The 21529-nt window shown below is 68.3% G+C and carries 15 protein-coding genes and 1 riboswitch; of the genes, 11 read left to right on the top strand and 4 right to left on the bottom strand.

Annotation, left to right across the window (positions count from 1 at the left end; genetic code table 11):
* Positions 1-86: 86 nt before the first annotated feature.
* The 9 genes from JOF45_RS01600 to thiD all read left to right on the top strand — a co-directional run bounded on the left by JOF45_RS01600 (position 87) and on the right by thiD (position 11331).
* Positions 87-5072, top strand: a complete 4986-nt coding sequence (locus JOF45_RS01600) for a DEAD/DEAH box helicase (protein ID WP_210047481.1) — start codon at positions 87-89, stop codon at positions 5070-5072.
* A 61-nt stretch (positions 5073-5133) separates the two neighbouring features.
* Positions 5134-5916, top strand: a complete 783-nt coding sequence (locus JOF45_RS13460) for a VOC family protein (RefSeq protein ID WP_210047480.1) — start codon at positions 5134-5136, stop codon at positions 5914-5916.
* Positions 5917-6013: 97 nt separating this feature from the next.
* Positions 6014-7054 (top strand): pseudouridine synthase, encoded by a 1041-nt coding sequence (locus JOF45_RS01590; protein WP_210047479.1) that lies wholly within the window; start codon positions 6014-6016, stop codon positions 7052-7054.
* The gene (locus JOF45_RS01585) at positions 7047-7673 is read left to right on the top strand and encodes a DedA family protein (RefSeq protein WP_210047478.1); all 627 of its coding nucleotides are present in this window, start codon (positions 7047-7049) and stop codon (positions 7671-7673) included. The genes JOF45_RS01590 and JOF45_RS01585 overlap by 8 nt, the downstream gene beginning before the upstream one ends.
* Before the next feature lie 3 nt (positions 7674-7676).
* Positions 7677-8993: a hypothetical protein gene (locus JOF45_RS01580; protein WP_210047477.1), complete on the top strand. Its 1317-nt coding sequence runs from the start codon at positions 7677-7679 to the stop codon at positions 8991-8993.
* A gap of 33 nt (positions 8994-9026) precedes the next feature.
* Positions 9027-9347 carry a hypothetical protein gene (locus tag JOF45_RS01575; RefSeq protein WP_210047476.1) on the top strand — a complete coding sequence of 107 codons (321 nt, stop codon included), beginning with the start codon at positions 9027-9029 and terminating at the stop codon, positions 9345-9347.
* A 21-nt stretch (positions 9348-9368) separates the two neighbouring features.
* The gene (locus JOF45_RS01570; RefSeq protein WP_210047475.1) at positions 9369-9908 is read left to right on the top strand and encodes an NUDIX hydrolase family protein; all 540 of its coding nucleotides are present in this window, start codon (positions 9369-9371) and stop codon (positions 9906-9908) included.
* Positions 9909-9974: 66 nt separating this feature from the next.
* The gene (locus JOF45_RS01565; protein ID WP_245324105.1) at positions 9975-10517 is read left to right on the top strand and encodes a hypothetical protein; all 543 of its coding nucleotides are present in this window, start codon (positions 9975-9977) and stop codon (positions 10515-10517) included.
* Positions 10510-11331 carry a bifunctional hydroxymethylpyrimidine kinase/phosphomethylpyrimidine kinase gene (gene thiD / locus JOF45_RS01560; RefSeq protein ID WP_210047474.1) on the top strand — a complete coding sequence of 274 codons (822 nt, stop codon included), beginning with the start codon at positions 10510-10512 and terminating at the stop codon, positions 11329-11331. The genes JOF45_RS01565 and thiD overlap by 8 nt, the downstream gene beginning before the upstream one ends.
* A 223-nt stretch (positions 11332-11554) precedes the next feature.
* Here thiD and JOF45_RS01555 read toward each other — a convergent pair whose 3' ends face one another.
* A complete protein-coding gene (locus JOF45_RS01555; RefSeq protein ID WP_210047473.1) occupies positions 11555-12796 on the bottom strand; it encodes an acyl-CoA dehydrogenase family protein in 1242 nt (413 codons plus the stop codon).
* Positions 12797-12860: 64 nt separating this feature from the next.
* Positions 12861-13586 (bottom strand): response regulator, encoded by a 726-nt coding sequence (locus JOF45_RS01550; protein ID WP_210047472.1) that lies wholly within the window; start codon positions 13584-13586, stop codon positions 12861-12863.
* 36 nt (positions 13587-13622) lie between these two features.
* Here JOF45_RS01550 and JOF45_RS01545 point away from each other — a divergent pair, with 36 nt between their 5' ends.
* Positions 13623-14810 carry a sensor histidine kinase gene (locus JOF45_RS01545; RefSeq protein WP_210047471.1) on the top strand — a complete coding sequence of 396 codons (1188 nt, stop codon included), beginning with the start codon at positions 13623-13625 and terminating at the stop codon, positions 14808-14810.
* Positions 14811-15141: 331 nt separating this feature from the next.
* On the opposite strand, the gene gcvT is transcribed toward JOF45_RS01545, so the two are convergent.
* Positions 15142-16362, bottom strand: coding sequence for a glycine cleavage system aminomethyltransferase GcvT (gene gcvT, locus JOF45_RS01540; RefSeq protein WP_210047470.1), 1221 nt, complete (start codon positions 16360-16362; stop codon positions 15142-15144).
* Between the two features lie 141 nt (positions 16363-16503).
* Positions 16504-19428: an aminomethyl-transferring glycine dehydrogenase gene (gcvP, locus tag JOF45_RS01535; RefSeq protein ID WP_210047469.1), complete on the bottom strand. Its 2925-nt coding sequence runs from the start codon at positions 19426-19428 to the stop codon at positions 16504-16506.
* Between the two features lie 162 nt (positions 19429-19590).
* Positions 19591-19691, bottom strand: a riboswitch (glycine riboswitch).
* Between the two features lie 341 nt (positions 19692-20032).
* Here gcvP and JOF45_RS01530 point away from each other — a divergent pair.
* Positions 20033-21514, top strand: coding sequence for a sodium/glutamate symporter (locus JOF45_RS01530; RefSeq protein WP_210047468.1), 1482 nt, complete (start codon positions 20033-20035; stop codon positions 21512-21514).
* Positions 21515-21529 lie beyond the last annotated feature (15 nt).

The following is a 21529-nucleotide window of genomic DNA, read 5'->3' as shown; positions in this document are numbered from 1 at the left end:
CCGCTGAACCCGGCGGCTGTGCTGTCACCGGAGCGTGGGTCGTGCGGTCACAGGAGCGTGTCCGGACAGCCGACTAGAGTGGGAATGTGACCGGACTCGACCAGTTCTCTGAGGCGACGCGCGAGTGGTTCCGGGCCTCCTTCGGCTCCCCCACCGACGCTCAGGAGGGCGCCTGGCATGCCGTCGCCCAGGGGAAGAACGCCCTGGTGATCGCTCCCACCGGCTCCGGCAAGACGCTCTCGGCCTTCCTCTGGTCCATCGACCGGCTCTTCTCCTGCCCTCCGGAGGCCGCAAAGACCACAGTCCTCTACATCTCCCCGCTGAAGGCCCTGGGTGTGGACATCGAGCGCAATCTGCGCAGCCCTCTGGTCGGCATCGGGCACACGGTTCGGCGGTTTGCCGGCGAGCGCGGGCACACCGACGACGCCGGCTCGCTCCCTGAGCCCCCGCATATCAGCGTAGGGGTGCGCACCGGAGACACCAGCGCCAAGCAGCGGCGCGACCTGGTGCGGACACCGCCCCATATCCTGATCACCACGCCGGAGTCGCTGTATCTGATGCTGACCTCTCAGGCCCGGGAGACTCTGGCTGAGGTGGAGACGGTGATCGTCGATGAGGTCCATGCCCTGGCCGGCACCAAACGCGGCGCGCATCTGGCAGTCTCCCTGGAACGGCTGGACTCCATGCTGCGCGACGCCGGGAACCCCACGGCTCAACGGATCGGGCTCTCGGCCACGGTGGAGCCCCGGGACGAGGTGGCCAGGTTCCTGGGCGGACGACAGCCGGTGGAGGTCGTCGCGCCGGAGTCCCAGAAGGAATGGGACATCACCGTCTCCGTCCCGGTGGAGGACCTCGCCTCCCCGACAGCCGTTGCGGGACCGATTGAGCCGAGCGGAGACCCGGAGCTTGCGCAGAGGTCTCCCGAGGCGATTGAAGGGCCGGACACCGAAGGTGTCCAGCCCTCGATCTGGCCCCATGTGGAGCACAAAGTGGTGGATCTGGTGGCCCAGCGGCGCTCCACGATCGTGTTTGTGAACTCCCGACGCCTGGCGGAGAAGCTCACCGGCCGGCTCAACGAGATCTGGGCGGAGAAGACCGGCAGTGCTGCTGAGCCCGACGCCGCCCACGCCGGGGAGGCCGATCCTGCAGAGCCCGCTGAGCTCGCCCGCGCCCATCACGGCTCCGTGTCCAAGGAGCAGCGCGCGCTGATCGAAGAGGATCTCAAGTCAGGGCGGCTGAGATGCGTGGTCGCCACCTCCTCGCTGGAGCTGGGCATCGACATGGGCGCGGTGGACCTCGTCGTCCAGGTGGAGGCCCCACACGCCGTCTCGGCGGGCCTGCAGAGGATCGGCCGCGCCGGGCACCAGGTGGGCGAGGTCTCCGTGGGCTGGTTCTTCCCCAAGCACCGCGGGGATCTGGTGAGCACCGCCGTCGTGGTGGAACGCATGCTCTCCGGGCACATCGAAGCCCTGCACATCCCCAAGAACCCGTTGGACATCCTGGCCCAGCAGACCATCGCCGCCTCGGCTCTGGAGTGTCTGGACGTCGAGGAGTGGTTCGAGACGCTGCGCCGTTCGGCCCCCTTCGCCTCGCTGCCGCGCTCAGCCTATGAGTCGGTCTTGGACCTGCTGGCCGGGAAGTACCCCTCCGACCGTTTCGCCGATCTGCGGCCCCGGATCATCTGGGACCGCGACGCCGGCACCCTGAGCGGACGCCCCGGGGCCCAGCGCCTGGCCGTCACCTCCGGAGGGACCATCCCGGACCGAGGGCTCTTCGGGGTCTACCTGGTGGGCTCAGAGGAGAGCGGGGAAGGCACCGGGGCCGTGTCAGGCTCTGCCCGCACCGGAGGCCGCCGTGTGGGCGAGCTGGATGAGGAGATGGTCTACGAGTCCCGGGTGGGCGATGTCTTCGCGCTGGGCACCAGCAGCTGGCGGATCGAGGAGATCACCTTCGATCGTGTGCTGGTCTCCCCTGCCTTCGGTCAGCCGGCCAGCCTGCCGTTCTGGCGCGGCGACGGGCTGGGCCGTCCCGCCGAACTGGGCCGTGCCCTGGGCGCCTTTGTCCGCGAAGTCCACGCCGGCGGGCAGGAGGAGGCCGTCCAGCAGCGGCTGCAGCGCCTGGGCATGGACCAGTGGGCCCGGGAGAACCTGGTCCGGTACCTGGCCGATCAGCAGGAGGCCACCGGGGCGCTGCCCACGGACCGCCGTCTGGTCGTGGAGCGGACCCGCGATGAGCTGGGCGACTGGCGGATCATCCTGCACTCCCCCTACGGTCTGCAGGTCCACGCGCCCTGGGCACTGGCCGTGGGTGAACGCCTGCATGAGCGCTATGGGCTCGACGGGGCTGCCATGGCCAGCGACGACGGGATCGTGCTGCGGGTCCCCATGATGGATGAGGAGCCGCCCGGGGCCGAGCTGTTCCGCTTTGAGCCGGAGGAGCTGGAGGAGCTGGTGACCTCACAGGTCAGCGCCAGCGCGCTCTTCTCCGGACGATTCCGCGAGGCCTCGGCGCGGGCCCTGCTGCTGCCGCGGCAGAACCCTGGCCAGCGCACTCCGCTGTGGCAGCAGCGTCAGCGGTCCTCCCAGCTGTTGGAGGTCGCCGCGGGCTACCCCGACTTCCCCATGATCATGGAGGCTATGCGCGAGGTCCTCCAGGACGTCTATGACATGGACGCGCTGCTGGAGCTGACCCGCGGGATCTCTCAGCGGCAGATCACCCTGGTGGAGGCGACCACGCACCGGCCCTCCCCCTTCGCCCAGTCCATCCTCTTCGGCTACATCGCCCAGTACCTCTACGAGGGCGATTCTCCGTTGGCCGAGCGCCGGGCCGCCGCCCTGTCGGTGGACCCGGAGCTGCTGGGCGAGCTTTTGGGCCGAGTGGAGCTGCGCGAGTTCCTGGACCAGCAGATCATCGACGAGGCCGAGGCTCACGTCCAGCGGCTGAGCCCCGCCCGGCGGCTTCCCACCTCCCCCGGGGCTCGTGGGGAGGACCGCGCCGCAGAATCGGTGGCGGATCTGCTGCGGCTGCTGGGCCCACTGACATCTGAACAGCTGGCACAGCGTCTGGAGTCTCCGCACAGTCCTGCTCACGAGGCCGAGGCCGAGGAGATCGACGGCGGGGAGGCGGGCAGCCAAGAGGCCGACGGCCAGGCCGCTGACGCTGAGGCAGCAGCCCATGCGTCTGTGCCGGAGGCGGAGGCCTGGGCCGAGCAGCTGGTCTCCTCCCAGCGCGCGTTCCGAGTCTCCTGGCAGGGACAGCCGGCCTATGCCGCGGTGGAGGATGCAGCTCGTCTCCGCGATGGGCTCGGCGTGCCGCTTCCTCCCGGGATCCCGCAGACCTTCCTGGACCCGGTGGCCGATCCGCTGGGCGATCTGGTGGGCCGCTTCGCCCGCACCCACGGGCCTTTCACCATAGGGGCTGCCGCCCGCGCCCTGGGGCTGGGCCGGGCCGTGGTGGCCGATGCGCTGCGCCGCCTGACCGAGGAGCACCGGGTGGTGGAGGGCCTCTTCCGCCCTGAGGGTCTGCCGGCGGGCGAGGAGACCGAATGGTGCGAGGTGGAGATGCTGCGTCGGATCCGGCGTCGCTCGCTGGCCGCCCTGCGAGCCGAGGTGGAGCCGGTCCCGGTGCGGGCCTACGCCCAGTTCCTGCTGCAGTGGCAGGGAGTGGCTGAAGCAGACGACGACGCCGGTTCCGCTGATCTGCGTGCGGCCGATCTGAGTGCGGTGCTCTCCCAGCTCTCCGGGGCGGCGGCACCGGCCAGTGCCTGGGAGTCCTTCATCCTTCCGGCACGGCTTCCCGACTATCGGCCCGGCATGTTGGATGAGCTGTTGGCCTCCGGTGAGGTGGTGGCTTTGGGCCGTGGTGCGCTCACCGGCCATGACGGCTGGGTGGCCTTCGCCCCGCGGGAGGATGCGGAGACGCTGCTGAGACCTGCTCCCGCCCAGGGCGAGGAGGAGGGTTCGCTGCGCCAGGCCGTCGTGGAGACGTTGGGGCGCGGAGGTGCCTGGTTCGCCGACGCTCTGCATGACCAGCTGGTCCGCGACGGTGTGAGCACCTCAGCTCAGCAGACTGCTGATGCTCTGTGGGAGCTGTTCTGGGAGGGCCGGGTCATCCCGGACAGCTTCGCCCCGGTGCGCAGCTTCCTGGCCTCCGGCAGCACGGCGCACCGGCAGAAGCCCAGGCCGTCGCGCAGCCGGCATGCCTCACGTCGGATGGCGCTGCGGCAGTCGGTGCAGGCCCACCGGGGACGGCTCGGCGCTGAGGCCTCGAGCACAGGCGCCGAAGTCGGCGTCGGAGGCCGCTGGTCGCTGCCGCCTGCTGCGGAGACGGCTCCCACAGTGGCGTCCCATACCCAGGCGGAGATCCTGCTGGACCGCTACGGAGTGGTCACCCGCGGCTCGGTGATCAGTGAGCAGCGGACCGGCCGCAGCCCCAAGGAAGCCGCTGGCGAGGGGCCGCTGGCCGGTGGTTTCGCCGCGGTCTATAAGGTCCTGGCCGCGGCGGAGGAGGCCGGACAGATCCGGCGGGGCCATTTCATCGAACAGCTGGGCGCCGCTCAATTCACCAGTTCGGCCACCATCGATCAGCTGCGCGCGATCTCCGAGCGCCTGGAGGACGCCTCCGGTGAGCAGCGGTCAGCTGGAAACGGTTCCCGTGGCGCGCGGACTCGGGGGCAGGAGGAGTCTGCGGCGCCGATCGCTCTGGCAGCCACGGATCCGGCCAACGCCTACGGTGCGGCGCTGGACTGGCCGGCGGTGCCGGGCGCCGAGGAGCCGGGCTCAGGGGTCTCCGCGCGGCCGGGCCGGAAGGCGGGCGCCGTCGTCGTGCTGTGCCGCGGCGAGCTGGTGATCTATATGGAGCGCGGCGGACGGACGCTGCTGCTGTTCACCGAGGACGAGGAGCTCCTGGACGCCGCAGCGGTGGCGCTGACCGCGCGGCTGCGGGCGGCGAAGGTCGGGCGGATCGCGGTGGAACGGGTCAACGGGCAGCGGATCCTCGAGCATCGGTTTGCGAAGTCCCTGCGGGCAGCTGGGTTCCATTCCTCCCCGTCAGGGTTGCGGTTCGCCGGCTGAGCGCAGCGTTGCTCCAGGTCAGATTCAAGAGTTCCCCGGCCGCGTCGGCTACGCTGATCCCATGACTCTTAGCTTTCCGTTCCTGATGTTCCAGGGCCGTGCCCAGGAAGCGATCGATCACTACCTGGAGACCTTCCCGGACGCAGAGCTCGTCGCGATCCAGCACCACCTCGAGGGAACTGAGATCTTCGACCCTGCCACCGAGCAGGAGGAAGAGGAGCAGGAGATCGCACGGGACCGTGAGGAAGAGTCCGGCGAGGACACGGAGAGCACCGAAGAGGACGCTGAGGCGGACTCTGTGGACGAGGGTTCTGTGGACGAAGACTCTGACGATGCGGCCGGGTCCGAGGATGCGACGGACTCTGCTGCTGAGGACTCGGCGGAGACGCCGGAGGGCTCCGCTGAGGAGGACTCGGCTGGCGAGGATTCCGACGAGAGCTCCGCTGAGCAGGACTCTGGTGAGGAGGACTCCGCGGAGGAAGCGGAGGCGGAGACCGCGCAGGACGACGCCGAGCAGACCGCTGAAGAGCCGCCGGTGCTGGTGGCTACGGCACAGCTGAAGATCGGCAACCAGGTGCTGATGATCCAGGACAGCCTGGTCAGGCACGCGTTCAGCTTCACCCCCTCCACCTCGATCGCGGTGGTGGTGGATTCGGCCTCCGAGTTCGACCACATCGTGGGCAAGCTGGCCGAGGGCGGCCACTACCTGATGGAGCCGGGCAGCTATGAGTTCGCCCAGAACTACGCCTGGGTCACCGACCGCTTCGGCTTCTCCTGGCAGGTCAACCACCCGCTGGGAACCCCTGAGGAGACCGCGCAGGCCAAAGCCCCCGAGTGGGGCTGAGACTCGCCGCCGGCTTCGCCCGCGAGATCTTCTGCCCGGTCAACCTCCTCCTCAGGAGTGATCCTGACCAGGCCCACCGCCCGATAGGCTGAGGCTGATGTCTCAACGCTCCCCTCTCCCCGTGCGCAACGGCGTCAACGCCACGCGCCTGCGCCTGCCCCTCAGCGGCCCCTGGGAGACCATCCACGACTACGTCCTGGAGAAGTTCGGGCATATCGACCACGGCGGCATCACCGAGCGCTTCCAGCAGGGCGAAGTCGTCGACGCCGAGGGCTCCCCGCTGAGCACCCACACTCCCCTCGGTGCGGCCGAGTTCCTCTGGTACTACCGCTCCGCCGGCGTCGAGACTCCCCTGCCGGTCACCGAAGAGATCCTCTTCGAGGATGAGCACCTCATCGCCGTGGACAAACCCCATTTCCTGCCCACCACCCCGGCCGGGAGATACGTCCAGGAATCCCTGCTGGTCCGGCTGCGCAACCGTCTGGACCAGCCGGACCTCATCCCCATCCATCGCCTGGACCGGGGCACCGCCGGCGTCGTGCTGCTCTCCAAGGAGCCCAGCACGCGCGGGGCCTACCAACTGCTCTTCGAGAACCGAGCCGTCTCCAAGACCTACGAGTGCGTCAGCGCCCTGCCACGCGGCACGGATCCGCAGGCTCTGGCCGCGCGCTTCCCGCTGAGCGTGCGCAGCCGCATCCACAAGACCAAAGGCGTGGTCGTCTCCGAGAGGGTCGCCTACGACGTCGCCGACTCTGGACGGCGACCCCAGGACCGCCGCGCGCCCAAGAAGGGCCGACGCCGGACCACGCCCGTCCCCGGAGCCAACTCCTCCTCCGCTGTGGAGCTGCTGGCCACCGGTCCGGCGCCCCGCGGGCCGGACACCGGAGTCCTCGACGTCGGGCACTTCCGGCTGACCCCGCACACCGGCAAGACCCACCAGCTGCGGATCCACATGGCACTGCTGGGCCTCGGCATCCTGTACGACCGCTTCTACCCCGAGCTGCTCGACGACGCCCCTGATGACTTCGATGCACCGCTGCAGCTGCTGGCCAAGACGCTGAGCTTCACCGACCCGATCACCGGGGAGCACCGCACCTTCACCTCCCGCCGACGCCTGCAGGAGGCCCCCGATGCATGAGCTGGGCGATGCCTCCCTCTACGAGACCTGGGGCTTCTGGTACTTCCTGGTCCAGGCGGTGGCCGTGGCGCTGACCGCCTTCGTGCCGCCCTTCCCCTCCGAGGTCATGGTCATCGCCTCGGGCACGATGGCCGCCGATGGGATCATGCCGCTGAGCATGGCGCTGACCGTGACCTTCCTGGGGTGCCTGCTCGGGGATCTGGGCGTCTACGCCCTCTTCCGCTACCAGTTCATCCGGGTGCTCTACCGCTGGAGATGGGGACGGCTGCTGCACCGCAAGATGCTGCGTGTCTCCATCCGCGCCGGAGGCGCCTCCACCTGGGTGGGGCTGCTGCTGATCCGCGGGATCCCCGGCGGCCGCTCAGCCTCCATGGCCACCGCCGGTATGATGCGTCTGCGTCGGGGCGGGCTGATTCCGCTGGCGTTGGCAGGTGCCGCGACCTGGACCCTGTGGCTGGTCGGATTAGGTTACATTACGGGAACAACTACCGGGCTGCCCCCGTGGGCCAGCACAGCCGCGGCAGTCGTTGTGGGTACCCTGGTTGGGTTGATCATCGCGATGATCGTCGCCCGTGCACGGCGCAGGCGACCACCCCACCGATCCGCAGAGGGAGCGTAGCACTTGAGCGAGAAGCCGACCGAGACGTCATCGTCGGCTGACGAGTCTGCCCCTGCGGAGGAGACCTCCACAGACAACACTGCCGCCGAGGCCCCCGATCCGCGGGAGAGCTCCGCACCGGAGGAGACCGAGGCAGAGTCCACTCAGATCCTGCCTCCGATCGACGAAGCAGATGACGACGAGAGCGCGGACGAACCGTCCCTGCCCTCTCCCCCGCCGCCGCCTCCTGCGCCGCGTGAGCGCAGCGCCCGGGATGCGCGCCCGCTGCCCTGGGACCCCGACGCCCCGCGTGCCGGGCGTGTCCGCCCGGATGCAGACGCCGACCGGCGCCGCGAGATCATCCTGGAGAAGGCCTCCGCCATCGAGGCGGCCACGACTGTCTCGCCCGCGCCCTCCCCGGACGAGGCCAGCGACGACGAGGATGACCTCTACACCTACATCCCGCCCTATAACCTGCCCTCCCGGGACCCGGATCCGCCGGCCCAGAAGAGCGACCTGCACCGGCAGATCTTTGTGACCGTCGGAGCGGCCGCCTCCTTCGCCGCCATGCTCTGGATGTTCGGCGCCTTCGGTCAGCAGGCCATCTTGGGCGGAGGTGCCCTGGATGTGCTGGTGGACGGCTGGTACTCCGGCGAACAGGCGCTGCTGGCTCCGGACGCGAGCTTCTTCTGGCTGTGGCCGGTGGTGGTCAGCGCCATCATCGCCCACACCGTCTTCCAGTGGCAGAGCTCGCAGAAGTCCACCCCGCGCCAGCAGCGCTCGGGATGGCGCATCGGTCTGGCCTCCCTGCTGATGCTCGCCTGGACCGCTGCGGTCTACCTGGATCTGCTGACCGTGGCGGTGCTGGCCGCGCTGGCCATGGCCCTGGCGCTGATGGACGCGGTGCGGCAGTTCAACTTCCACACGGCGCGCAGCAGCACCGAGCGTCGCCTCACCGACGCCACCGCCGGTCTCTTCGCCGGCTGGGCTCTGGTGCTGGCCATGTCCTCCTTCTCGGTGTGGCTGACCGCCCTGGGGATCCGCATCCCCGGCATCCCCGCCCTGCTGTGGGCTCTGATCGGCCTGCTGCTGTGCATCTGGGTGGGCGCGTTCTACGCGATGACCGAACGCGGCCGGATCACCATCGCCCTGGGTCTGGGCTGGGGCATGTTCTGGCTGATCTTCCCGCGCCTGCTCTCCGACCTGACCTCCGTGGGCGTGGCCATCGGCGCCGCCATGGGTGCCTTCATCGTCATCCTGGCCACCGAGTCCCGCCGTCACCGGATCAATCACGCCGAGCGCCGCGCGGCCATGGGACGCCCGGTCGAAGACATCATCTGATCCGCTCCCCCACGGATCACTAGACTGACTGGCATGCTCTGGCTCATCACCGTGAAGGTCGTCCTGGCCGTGGGCATCTATGCTCTGACCTCCGGGGCGCTGAGCATCGCCGGCCAGCGGCCGCTGAGCTGGTTCCCGGGGTGGACCCAGGCCCCCGCCGGAGTGATCGGCAAGGCCCGCGCCCGCTCCTTCAAAGCGGAGACGCTGCGCCATACCGACTACGGCTCTGCGTTCATCGCCCCGGCCCAGGGCGGGCACTGGCGCGTCGTGGTCCCCTCCCGACAGTTCGAGGCTGTCGTCCCCGGCGACAAGGACCAGGCGATCTCCACCGCGACCACCCGCGCACAGAGCTGAGCAGAGGGATAGCATGGTGCCATGTCAGTGCGCACCCCTGATCCGAACCCCGGATGGCTCAATGAGGATGACCTCTACGAGGCCCGTCGCCGCCTGCCGATGGTCTATGTGGAGGCCATCCCGGTCCGCCAGGACGCCCTGGGCTACGTGACCGAACTGGGCCTGCTCTACACCGCTGACGAGGACGGACGGTTCTCCCGCAGCGTGGTCTCCGGCCGGGTCATGTACCGCGAGACCATCCGGGCGGCCCTGCTTCGCCACATCGAGAAGGATCTGGGCTCCCTGGCCCTGCCGCAGCTGCCGCCGTCGCCGGTTCCCTTCACCGTGGCTGAGTATTTCCCCTACCCCAGCGAGACCGGACTGGTGGACAACCGCCAGCATGCGGTCTCCCTGGCCTACGTGGTGCCGGTCTCCGGGGAATGTTCCCCGCGCGAGGACGCCCTCGAGCTCAGCTGGGTCACCCCGGAACAGGTGCTCTCCCCCGAGATCCAGGCCGAGTTCGTCGGCGGCCGTGAGCAGCTGGTCCGCCAGGCGCTGGCCCATATGGGCCACGTGAGCTGAGGTCCTGTCCGTACAGGTCAGAACCCGCTTCGGCGCTGGGTTCTACCAGCGGTAGAATCAACGTCTATGACGACGCCCGCTCCGGAGAAGACCACTGCGCGACGCCGCGCCGCGCGCACCGAGGACACCGGCCCACGGCCCCGGGTCCGGCTGGGACTGACCGGCTGGGTCATCTCCTGGCTCGGCCCCACCGCAGCGATGGGAGCCCTGCTGCTGGGGCTCACCTTCGTCCCGGGCCTGGACGACGAGGGCTTCCTGACTCCGCTGATCCCGCTGATCGCAGGTGCGGCCGTCGGCGTCGGGATCCCCGGCACTCTGCTGGTGAACTGGCTGTACCGGCACCATCTCAATGTGGTCCTGCATGTGCTGGGCTACGTCGTGGTGGGCCTGCTCTACGGACCGGTGATGCTCTTCGCCGGCACGGGGGGCCTGATGCCGATGCTCATCCCGCTGGTCGGCTTCCCCTCCGGCCTGCTGCTGGGAGCCGGTCGCTGGATCGCCCAGCCGCTGGCCACTGTCGAGGACCCTGCCACACAGGCCGCTGAGAACGAATCCGTCGGCGACGACGCCGCCGAAGAGCCCACTGCTGAGGAGACCCAGAATGACTGATGCACCCACGCCCGCGATGACCCTGACGATCGCCGGCTCCGAAGCCACCGGCGGGGCGGGTGCCCAGGCTGACCTGAAGACGTTCCAGGAACTGGGGACTTTCGGGATCATCGCGCTGACCTGCATCGTCTCCTTCGATCCGAAGAACAGCTGGAACCACCGCTTCGTGCCGGTGGAGGCCCAGACCATCGCGGACCAGATCGAAGCCATCTTCGCCGACTACGACGCCGAGTCCCTGGCTACGGTCAAGCTGGGCATGATGGGCTCCCCCGCCACCATCTCCACCGTCTCCGAGGCCCTGGCACAGCGTCAGCCCCGGAACGTCGTGCTGGACCCTGTGCTCATCTGCAAGGGGCAGGAGCCTGGCCACGCTCTGGACACCGACAACGCACTGAAGGCGGAGCTACTGCCGAAGGCGACCTTCGTGACGCCCAACCACTTCGAGGCTGAACAGCTCTCCGGCATGACCATCGAGTCTCTGGAGGACCTCAAGGCTGCCGCCCAGGAGATCCACCGCATCTCCGGTGCAGCCGTGCTGGCCAAGGGCGGCGTGCGCCTGGAGGGCTCCGAGGCCGTGGACGTCTTCGTGGACGAGAACGGCCTGGAGGTCCTCTCCGCACCGAAGATCGGCGAGCACGCCGTCTCCGGCGCCGGCTGCTCCCTGGCCGCCGCGGTGGCCGCTGAGCTGTCCAAGGGTGCGGCTCCCCTGGAGGCCGCACGCCGGGCCAAGGAGTTCGTCACCGAGGGCATCCGCCAGCGCGTGGCGGGGAACACCCCGTTCGACGCACTCTGGCAGGGCGGCCTGCGCGGCTGAGGCATCTTCACTCAGTACTCCACCCAGTTCGCGACATTTCGCCCGTCACAGAGGGGCAGAGATGTCGCCAACTGGGTGGAGTTTTCTGTTCTATGAGGGGTCAGTATCGTTGGCCCGAGGGTCAGTCCCCACAGGGCCCTGACACGCATCGATTGGCATATCTGAGTCGTCAGACCGGCGGTCTGGACACTCAGACATGCCAATCGATGCGGATGTGCGCAGATCAGGCGAAGGCGGAGAACCCGGTGAGGTCGCGGCCGATGATCAGCGACTGCACGCTCTCGGTGCCCTCGTAGGTGTGGACCGCCTCGATGTCGGCCATATGCCGAGCCACCTTGTTCTGGAGAAGAATCCCGTTGCCGCCGAGCATGTCCCGCGCCGTCTGAGCGATGGCCCGGGCCTTACGGGTGTTGTGATACTTGGCCATCGACGCCTGCGGACCGGTCAGCAGCCCCGCCATATCCCGTTCCGCGGCCTGGCGGACATGCAGCTGCATCGACGTCAGCTCAGAGACCATCCAGGTCAGTCGCTCCTGAACCTGTTGGAACTGCCCCAGCTTCTTGCCGAACTGCTCGCGCTGCGTGGCGTAGTTCAGCGCTGACTCCACGACGGCGCAGGCATGCCCGACGGCGGACCAGGCCACGCCCAGCCGGGTGGCGAACAGAACCTTGGAGGTGTCCTTGAAGCTGGTGGCCCCGGGCAGCACGGCCGTCGCCGGCACCTCCACATCTTCGTACTGGATCAGCGCCTGGTGGATGGCCCTCAGGGAGTACTTGCCCTCGATCACCTGCGCACGGTAGCCGCGGGTCTGCTGGTCCACCATGAAGCAGCGCACCTGGCCGTCGTGGACCCCGCCGCTGACCCGCGCCCAGGTGAAGGTCAGACCACCGGAGGCCCCGTTGCCGATCCACTTCTTGGCACCGTTGATCACATAGTGTCCAGAGTCCTCATCACCGACCAGCCGGGCTGTGGTCTCCAGGGAGACCGAGTCCGAGCCATGGGTGGGTTCGGTCAGGGCGAAGGACCCCAGAGTCTCTGCAGTGGCCATCTTCTTCAGATGCTGAGCCTTCTGCTCCTCCGAGCCGAAATAGGCCAGCGTCCGCAGCGCCAGCCCGCCTTGGACCGCCAGCGCCGTGGCCAAAGAGCCGTCGATCCGTGACATCTCCATGTTCACCAGCCCGGCCGCCAGCGGCGACATGGTCTCCAGCCCGACGTCGTCCACCTCGACACCGTCGGTGAGCAGACCGCGGCGGCCGGCCTCAGCCACCAGATCCAGTGGATACTCGCCGCACTCCCAGTGCTGGTTCATCCGCGGCTCGAGGCCTTCGGCGTAGTCCCGGGCCCCCTGCCACCAGCGCCTGTCCTCGTCGGGGACGTCGGCGAAGACCCCGTAGTAGTCGAGGTCCAGCGGCGTGGAGACGTCATAGGTCGGATCAACAGAGGAATCTGGAGCAGAGTGTGTCATGAGACACATGTTACCCATGAGTCACGTCGCCGTCACCAGTGCCACCCAGGTCCGGCGGAAGCACTCACTCCAGCGAGGGCTCCACCACACCCAGCTCCACCGCACGGATCAGCAGCTGCACGCGGTCGCGAACACCCAAGCGCTGCATAAGACGTCCCATATAGGCCTTCACGGTGGCCTCCGAGACCATCATCTGCTCTGCGATCTCCGCGTTGGAGCAGCCGGTGGCCAGCAGTCGCAGTCCTTCCAGCTCCCGCTCCGGCAGCCGCGGCATCTCCGGATAGCGCTGCAGCAGCGAGGTCACCTGGGACGGATCGTTCTTCACCGAGACCATCAGCTGGTGGGCCACAGAGGGAGAGAACGGCGCCATCCCGTCATCGACCTGCCGGATCGCGTCGATGATCTCCTCCGGCTCGGCATCTTTGACGATATAGCCGCCGGCACCGGCCCGCAGCGCGGGAATCACATAGCGCTCCGTGGAGAAGGTGGTCACTGCGAGCACCGCCACGGACTCAGACATCCGGCGGATCTGCCACGTCGCCTCGATGCCGCCCACACCGGGCATATGCATATCCATGACCACCACATCGGGCATCAGCCGGCCCACAGATTCGACGGCGCCGGCCCCCTCACGCACCTCCCCCACACAGCGCATCCCAGGAGTGGAGTCCACATAGGTCCGCAGGGCCCGACTCATAACCGGATGGTCATCGGCGATGAGCACCCGGATCTCCGGCAGGTCGTCCTGCCCTTCGGAAGGGGGAGCCGAAGAATCCACAGGGCAGCACATGAGAGCATCCTAATGACGGGACCCTAGGATGGGCATATGCCGTCTATCGCCGAAGAGTTCGAATCCGGCGGCTTCTGGTCCTGTCGCGACCTGAACAAATGGCCCCTGGTGATCGCTACCCTGCTCTTCGGCGTCGCAGTGGGCGCAGACATCATCCTCGAATCCATCGACGATCAGGTCTATCCGGTCCTGCTCACTGTGATGGGTGCGCTGAGCATCAGCTGCGTGGTGCTGCTGTGGGTCTCGGTGACCTGGGCATGCGCCGTCGGGCTGGCCATGCTGGGACTGAGCCTGACCGTGGACGGCGGCTTCGTCTATTCACTGGTGCTGAGCCTGTTGCTGACCGCCCTCGCCGCCATGGCCGCCACCAAGGTCTTCCGCCGGACGTTCCTGGCCGCCGTCGTGATCTGGTTGATGATCATGTCCGCACTGCTGCCCGACCTGGCCCGCGGTGCGGTGTTGGCGCCGGCAGGCACGCTCCTTCTGCTGCTGGTCTATGCCGCGGGCAGCGCCTTCCGGCGCCTGACCAATGCGCGCCTGCAGTCCCAGCGGGAGCTGGAGGCCGCCGAGGAGAAGCACCGGGCGTCTGTGGCCTCCGAGCGGCAATCCATCGCCCGGGACCTGCACGACATCGTCGCCCACGACATCACCATCATCGCCATGCAGTCCCGAGCCGCGCGGATGGCTGGCACTGAGGACGCTTATCGGGTGGCAGTGGACACCATCGGCGATTCCTCCCGTGCCGCGCTGAAGGACCTGCGGCGCATGCTGGCCCTGCTGCAGGAGGAGGACCAGGACCTGGATCCCCACCCCACCTCTGCCACAGAACTCGACTTCGCCACCGGGGCGGCGTCGTTCACCGACCAGCTGCAGCAGCTGGGGATCCAGACCGAACTGACCATCGACGGCGACGTCCGCGGCCTGTCCCGATCAGTCCATGCTGCGCTGTACCGCATCCTGCAGGAGTGCACCACGAACGTGGCCAAATACGCCGGGGCCGGTCAGCGGTGCTGGATCAGCCTCGGAATCGGGGAGGACGACGTGAGTATGAGTGTGAGCAACACCGTCGCGTCCCGCCGCCGCACGATGACCGGATGGTCCAGCTCCGGTGCGGGCCTGGTCGGCATCCGAGACCGGGCGCAGGCCTTCGGCGGCACTACGCGTGCAGGATTCGACCGCCACGGTCAGTGGACGGTCACTGTGCAAGGGGTGAAGAAGGCCTGATGCTCCCTGTCCGAGCTGACCTCCACAGGCCCTGATGACCAATCGGCCACGTCTGCGGTCATCAGGCCAAAACCTAGACGAAAGTCGACTGGTGGCACCTCGAACCTGCTCGAGACAATGGAGGAGACGTGCAGAATCGGTGCACGCTCCACACAGTGTCGGTTTCGAGATCCGCCGGGTTTCGGTGCAACGTTCCGGCCGGAGACAGTCTCAACCGATGCGAAACAGCCCGGGCGGCGGAAACGGCGCCGCCCGGGCTCTCTCATGCCCCTGGAGTCTGCTGAGCCTCGGCAGTCAGCCCGGTGAAGGGCCCACGGCAGGCACCCGGGCTCTATGTCCGCACGTAGAACGGCAGCTCCACGACCTCGAAGGGCTGGGGCTTGCCGCGCAGGTCGATGTCCAGCCGCGTACCGGGCTCGAGGTGCTCCACGTCCACATAAGCCATGGCGATCGGATATCCCAGCGTCGGGCTGGGCTGCCCGGAGGTCACGACGCCGACCACACGACCAGGCCCCTCGGCATCGGCCGCCGCACCGGCGTCGGGGGCCTCCTCCGGCAGCACCACGGAGTAGCCGGACCGGCCTGCCCGCCGACCCAGGCCCTTCAGGCCGACCAGACGTTGCCCGCTGGTCCGGCCGCGGCCCTCGGCTTTGGCGGCCTCCAGGGCGGCTCGGCCCACAAAGTCTTCCTCCTTGGAGAACGAGACCACGGGCAGACCGGCCTCAAAACTGGTCCGCTCGGTGGAGAGCTCGTTGCCATAGAGCGGCATGCCGGCCTCCAGACGCAGCGAGTCCCGGCAGGCCAGGCCGCAGGGAGTCAGGCCGGCGTCAGAACCGGCCTCGCGCAGCGCCCGCCACAGGGCACCGGCCTTGTCATGGGGCAGGAAGAGCTCAAAGCCGTCCTCACCGGTGTAGCCGGTGCGGGCCAGCAGCACCTCCTGACCGCCGATGGTCACCGTGGTGGAGGCGTAGTAGCCCAGCTCCTCGACGATGAAGGTCTCATCGAGCCGGACCACCGAGGAGATGATCTCTTGGGACCTCGGCCCCTGCACGGCGATCAGGCTGATCCCGTCCGACTCATCCCAGACCTCGGTCTCGCTGCCGTGCGCGGCGTTGAAGGCCCAGACGCGTTCCTCCAGAGCGGCGGCCACCAGCTCGCGGTTGGCCGCATTGGGCACCACCAGGTACTCCTGTTCGGTGATCCGGTAGGCGATGAGGTCATCGAGGATGCCTCCGTCCTCCCGGCAGATCAGGGAGTATCGTGCCTTGCCCACAGCGAGGGCGGCCAGGTTGCCCACCAGGGCGGTGTTGAGGAAGGTGCCGGCCTCGGGCCCGACCACTCGGATCTCCCCCATATGGGAGAGGTCGAAGAGCCCGGCCGCAGTGCGCACCGCATGGTGTTCCTCCAGCTCAGAGCTGTACTTCAGCGGCATCCTCCACCCGCCGAAGTCGGTGAAGCTGGCGCCCAGCTCCTCATGCTCGCCGGCGAGGGCGGTCTCTCTCAGGGCCGGATCCGGGGACTGGCTCGTGGTCTGTTCTGCGGGTTCAGTCATCACAATTCCTTCGTCGTACCAAGGGGTTTTCGATTTACCTCCACGTATACGGGTAGGTAAACCGAAAACCCCTTGGTAAAGCGTGGGTGGGTGGGCAGGTCAGTGGGCGGTAGGTGGGTGGGAGGTCCGAGCGAGACCTCCTCAGAGCTCGAAGGCTTCCGGCGGCGGGCAGGAGCACACCAGGTTCCGGTCACCGTGGGCGCCGTCGATCCTGCTCACCGGCGGGAAGTACTTGTCCTGGCGCAGCCCCTTGACCGGGAAGGCGGCCTGTTCGCGCCCGTAGGTGCGGTCCCACTGATCGGCACCGACGACGGCGGCCGGATGCGGCGCCCAGCGCAGCGGCGACTCCTCCTGGCTGAGCGTCCCGTCGACGACCTCCTGAATCTCCGCGCGGATCGAGATCATCGCCTCGATGAACCGTTCGATCTCGCCCAGATCCTCGGATTCGGTGGGCTCCACCATCAAGGTCCCGTTGACCGGGAAGGCCAGCGTAGGAGCGTGGAAGCCGTAGTCGATCAGCCGCTTGCACACATCCTCCGCGGTGATGCCTGAGGCCTTGGTCAGCTCACGCAGGTCGAGGATGCACTCGTGGGCGATCAGACCGCCTTCCCCGGTGTAGAGGGTCGGGAAGTGATCGGCCAGCCGCGCGGCGATGTAGTTCGCGCTCAGCAGCGCATACTCCGTGGCGCGGGTCAGACCTTCAGCACCCATCATGGCCATATAGGCCCAGCTGATCGGCAGCACCCCGGCCGAGCCGAACGGTGTGGCGGTCACCGGGGCTCCCTCACGGACCTCGCCCTCGGCCTCCGTGGCCCATCCGGCACCGACCTCAGTGGTGGGCAGGAACGCACGCAGGTGCTCGGCCACCGCCACCGGCCCGACGCCGGGCCCGCCGCCTCCGTGCGGGATGCAGAAGGTCTTGTGCAGGTTCAGGTGGGAGACGTCGCCGCCGAACTCTCCGGGCTGGGCCAGGCCCATCAGCGCGTTGAGGTTGGCGCCGTCGATGTAGACCTGACCGCCGGCGTCGTGGACCTTCCCGCAGACCTCACGGACATCGGCCTCATAGACCCCGTGGGTGGAGGGATAGGTGAGCATGATCGCCGCGATCCGCCCGGGATGCTCAGCGATCTTCGCGTCCAGATCCTGCAGATCGATGGTGCCGTCCTCCGCGGTGGCCACCACGGCCACCTGCAGCCCGGCGAGCACGGCGGAGGAGGCGTTGGTGCCGTGGGCTGAGGCGGGGATCAGGCAGATGTCACGCTCGGCGTCGCCGTTGGAGAGGTGATACCGGCGGATGGCCAGCAGCCCGGCGTACTCGCCCTGAGAGCCGGCGTTGGGCTGGATGGAGACCTCGGCGTAGCCGGTGACGGCGGAGAGTCTGGACTCCAGATCCTCGATCATCGCCCGCCAGCCGGCGGTCTGATGGGCCGGCGCATAGGGGTGGATGCCTGCGAACTCCGGCCAGGAGATGGCCTCCATCTCTGTGGCAGCGTTGAGCTTCATCGTGCAGGAGCCCAGCGGGATCATAGTCCGGTCCAGGGCCAGATCCCGGTCCGCGAGCCGCCGCAGATAGCGCATCATCTGCGTCTCGGAGCGGATCTCGTGGAAGATCGGATGCGTCATGAACTCGCTGGTGCGCACCATGGACACCGGGAAGGACACGCCCTCCTCCAGCGTCCGAGCGGCCTGCTCCGCGACTTCGCGGCCCGCGTCGGCGGATCCGGCCAGACCGAAGGCATCGAGCACCACACCCAACTGAGCCGGCGTGGTGGTCTCGTCCACGCTGATGCCCACTGTGGTGGGGTCCACGCGGCGCAGGTTCACCCCGCCGGCCTCGGCGGCGAAGAGCACGGCCTCGGCCGAGGCGCCGGAGGCGAAGCGGACCTGGACGGTGTCGAAGAACTCCTCGGTGACCAGGTCCCGGCCGGCCTCCTTGAGCGCGGCAGCCAGCGTCTGCGCCTTGGCGTGGACCTCCCCGGCGATCCGACGCAGTCCTTCAGGGCCGTGGTAGACCCCGTACATGGAGGCGGCCACGGCCAGCAGGGCCTGGGCGGTGCAGATGTTGGAAGTGGCCTTCTCTCGGCGGATGTGCTGCTCGCGGGTCTGCAGTGAGAGCCGGTAGGCCGGACGCTCCTGGGCATCCTTGGAGACTCCGACCAGGCGACCGGGCAGCTGTCGCTGGATCCCGGAGCGGACAGCCATATAGGCGGCATGCGGACCGCCGAAGAACAGCGGGATGCCGAAGCGCTGCGAGTTGCCGACTGCGATGTCCGCACCTTGCTCGCCGGGCGGGGTGATCTGAGTCAGGGCCAGCAGGTCCGCGGCCACGGTGACCAGGGCGCCGCGCTCCTTGGCCTCGGCGATGACCTCGCGGTGGTCCACCACGGCTCCGGAGTTGCCGGGCTGTTGGAGGACCAGGCCGCTGATCTCACCCTCGGGCAGTCCCCGGCCGAGGACGTCGTGGAAGATCACCTCGATGCCCAGGGCGTCTGCGCGGCCCTGCACCACTGCACGCGTCTGCGGGAAGATATCGGTGTCCACCACCACCGGGGCCTCGGCCTTCTTCCGGTTGGCCCGGCGCATCAGCAGGATCGCTTCGACCACGGCGGAGGACTCGTCCAGCAGGGAGGCGTTGGCGATGTCCAGCCCGGTCAGATCGGCCACCATCGTCTGGAAGTTCAGCAGCGCCTCCAGTCGGCCCTGGGAGATCTCCGGCTGGTACGGCGTATAGGCGGTGTACCACGCGGGATTCTCCAGGATGTTGCGCAGGATCACCTGTGGGGTGTGCGTGCCGTAGAAGCCCTGGCCGATCATCTGCGCCTTGACCGTGTTCTGCGAGGCGTAGTCGCGCAGGGCCTCCAGCGTCTGGGCCTCGGTGAGCGGCTCGGGGAGGTTCAGCTGCTGCTCCTGCCGGATCCCTGCGGGCACGGCGCTGTCCACCAGCTGCTGCAGGGAGTCATAGCCGAGGGTGCTGAGCATCTGCTCGGCCGCGGAGGCCGAGGGGCCGATGTGCCGGGCCGCGAAGCCGGTCAGCGGCTCGGTGGAGCCGGGGTGCTGGGAACTCATGGGGAACCTTCCGGGAACGTATCCGTTGCTGGGTGTCCCTCCCCCGCTCTGTAGAAGACCTGAGAGTTTCACCGAAGCCCGCCTGCTCAGACGGGGCGCCGGTTTGCACCTTGGGTGAACAGAGGCCGCGCGGTGCGGACCTCTGCTGCTTTCCAGAGTTGCCACCCCTGCACGGTACTGGTGCCTGAGAGATTCCCGGGGAGGAGATTGCTCCTTCGGCGCCGGCGAGCGCGGGGCCCGCCGAGCTCTCCCGCACAGGGGGCGTGGCGTATGCAGTTGTGGGTGTGTCAACGCCTATCGCCAGTCTACGCGTGCTCCGGTTACGCAGACATGACGCCTGCCTCCGGGGCCCTAGGACTGGAACCGGGGCGCAGCGTCTCAGCGCCGCGATGATGGACCCCGTCGAAGAGGACATCCTGCCGGAGGGGCCCGCGAGGAGGTCGGGCTGAACCCTGCCGCGTCCGGAAGGTCCACCTGAGCCTCTGCTGAACAGAGTCTGGGGCGAGTGTGCTGTGATCCAGGTTTCACCCTCTAGACTGTCCCCCTGCCCCCGCCCGGGGCGCCTGCGAAGAATGGCCCGTGACCCGGGAGAGAAGGTTCCTGTATGAGTCCCGAATCAGTCGGTTTCGCCGTCGTGCTGCTGGCGGCTGTGATGCTGCTCGGCAAGTACCTGCGCGTGAAGGTGCCCGCCCTCCAGAAGCTGCTGCTGCCCAGTGCCATCGTGGCCGGCTTCCTGGGTCTGATCCTCGGACCGCAGGTGCTGGGGAAGCTGGGCGAGCCGTTGGGCTGGGGATGGCTGGAGAACGGCGGTCTGTTCACCGAGGAGATCTACGAGGTCTGGGGCATGCTGCCCGGACTGCTGATCTCCGTGGTCTTCGCGACCCTCTTCCTGGGCGCGCGCATCCCCTCCCCCAAGCGCGCGGCCAAGCTCGTGGGCCCCCAGCTCTCGGTGGGTGTGGCCTACGGCTCCGGCCAATACGTGGTGGGCATCCTGTTGGCTCTGCTGGTGCTGGCTCCGCTGTTCGGCGTGGATCCGCTCTTCGGCGCGCTGATCGAGATCGCCTTCGAGGGCGGGCACGGCACCGCCGCCGGCATGCAGCCGGCCTTCGAGGAGATGGGCATCCCGGAGGCCACCGACCTGGCGCTGGCCATGGCCACAGTGGGCCTGGTCGCGGCGATCCTCATCGGTATCGCCGTCATCAACTGGGGCGTGCGCACCGGCCGGACCAAGGTCATCAAGAACGTCACCGAGCAGTCCGACTCCGAGCTGCGCGGCCTCTACTCCGACGACGAGACCGTCCACACCGGTCGGATGACCGCCCGGCCGGCCTCCATCGAGCCGCTGACTCTGCACGTGGCCGTGGTGGGCCTGGCCATCATCCTGGGCTGGCTCATCCTGGAGGGCCTGGTCTGGGTGGAGGACCAGCTGTGGGGCCAGCCCGATTCCCTGTGGCCCGGCGCCGACGGTGAGGGCCTGACTCTGCTGGGCTATGTCCCGCTGTTCCCGCTGGCGATGATCGGCGGTGTCCTCATCCAGGTGATCCTGGACCGGACCGGCAACTCGCGCCTACTGGACCACGAGACGATGAAGCGCATCCAGGGCCTGGCTCTGGACATCCTGATCGTCGCCGCTCTGGCCACCATCTCCCTGACGGTGATCGCCGACTACTGGCAGACCTTCCTCATCCTCTCCATCGCCGGTGTCGCCTTCTGCACGTTCATGCTGCTCTACTTCACCCCGCGGATCATCCCGGCCTACTGGCTGGAGCGCGGCATCGCCGACTTCGGCCAGTCCATGGGTGTGACCGCCACCGGCCTGGCGCTGCTGCGTGTTGCCGACCCGGACGATAAGTCTCCGGCGCTGGAGGCCTTCGGCTATAAGCAGCTGTTCTTCGAGCCGTTCTTCGGCGGCGGCCTGATCACCGCGATCTCGATCCCGGTCATGTTCGCCACCGGCAGCGTCCTATGGATCCTGATCCCCATGGCCGTACTGTTCGTGATCTCACTGAGCGCAGGCATGATCTACCACCGAGGCGTGAAGTCCGGGAAGTGGAGCGACCCGGCCGCGGAGGTCACACAGGTCTGAGCTGCCTCAGCGCGC

The sequence above is a fragment of the Nesterenkonia lacusekhoensis genome, from assembly GCF_017876395.1.
GTDB classification, from domain to species: domain Bacteria; phylum Actinomycetota; class Actinomycetes; order Actinomycetales; family Micrococcaceae; genus Nesterenkonia; species Nesterenkonia lacusekhoensis.
Note: the sequence above shows the minus strand (reverse complement) of the source record. Positions and strands in the feature narration are given on the sequence as shown.

Bases quoted from the DNA above. Each gene is read 5' to 3' on its own strand.
- JOF45_RS13460 (WP_210047480.1), top strand. From the start codon at position 5,134: ATGACTCTTAGCTTTCCGTTCCTGATGTTCCAGGGCCGTGCCCAGGAA.
- JOF45_RS01590 (WP_210047479.1), top strand. From the start codon at position 6,014: ATGTCTCAACGCTCCCCTCTCCCCGTGCGCAACGGCGTCAACGCCACG.
- JOF45_RS01585 (WP_210047478.1), top strand. From the start codon at position 7,047: ATGCATGAGCTGGGCGATGCCTCCCTCTACGAGACCTGGGGCTTCTGG.
- JOF45_RS01575 (WP_210047476.1), top strand. From the start codon at position 9,027: ATGCTCTGGCTCATCACCGTGAAGGTCGTCCTGGCCGTGGGCATCTAT.
- JOF45_RS01570 (WP_210047475.1), top strand. From the start codon at position 9,369: ATGTCAGTGCGCACCCCTGATCCGAACCCCGGATGGCTCAATGAGGAT.
- JOF45_RS01565 (WP_245324105.1), top strand. From the start codon at position 9,975: ATGACGACGCCCGCTCCGGAGAAGACCACTGCGCGACGCCGCGCCGCG.
- thiD (WP_210047474.1), top strand. From the start codon at position 10,510: ATGACTGATGCACCCACGCCCGCGATGACCCTGACGATCGCCGGCTCC.
- JOF45_RS01555 (WP_210047473.1), bottom strand. From the start codon at position 12,796: ATGACACACTCTGCTCCAGATTCCTCTGTTGATCCGACCTATGACGTC.
- JOF45_RS01550 (WP_210047472.1), bottom strand. From the start codon at position 13,586: ATGTGCTGCCCTGTGGATTCTTCGGCTCCCCCTTCCGAAGGGCAGGAC.
- JOF45_RS01545 (WP_210047471.1), top strand. From the start codon at position 13,623: ATGCCGTCTATCGCCGAAGAGTTCGAATCCGGCGGCTTCTGGTCCTGT.
- gcvT (WP_210047470.1), bottom strand. From the start codon at position 16,362: ATGACTGAACCCGCAGAACAGACCACGAGCCAGTCCCCGGATCCGGCC.
- gcvP (WP_210047469.1), bottom strand. From the start codon at position 19,428: ATGAGTTCCCAGCACCCCGGCTCCACCGAGCCGCTGACCGGCTTCGCG.
- JOF45_RS01530 (WP_210047468.1), top strand. From the start codon at position 20,033: ATGAGTCCCGAATCAGTCGGTTTCGCCGTCGTGCTGCTGGCGGCTGTG.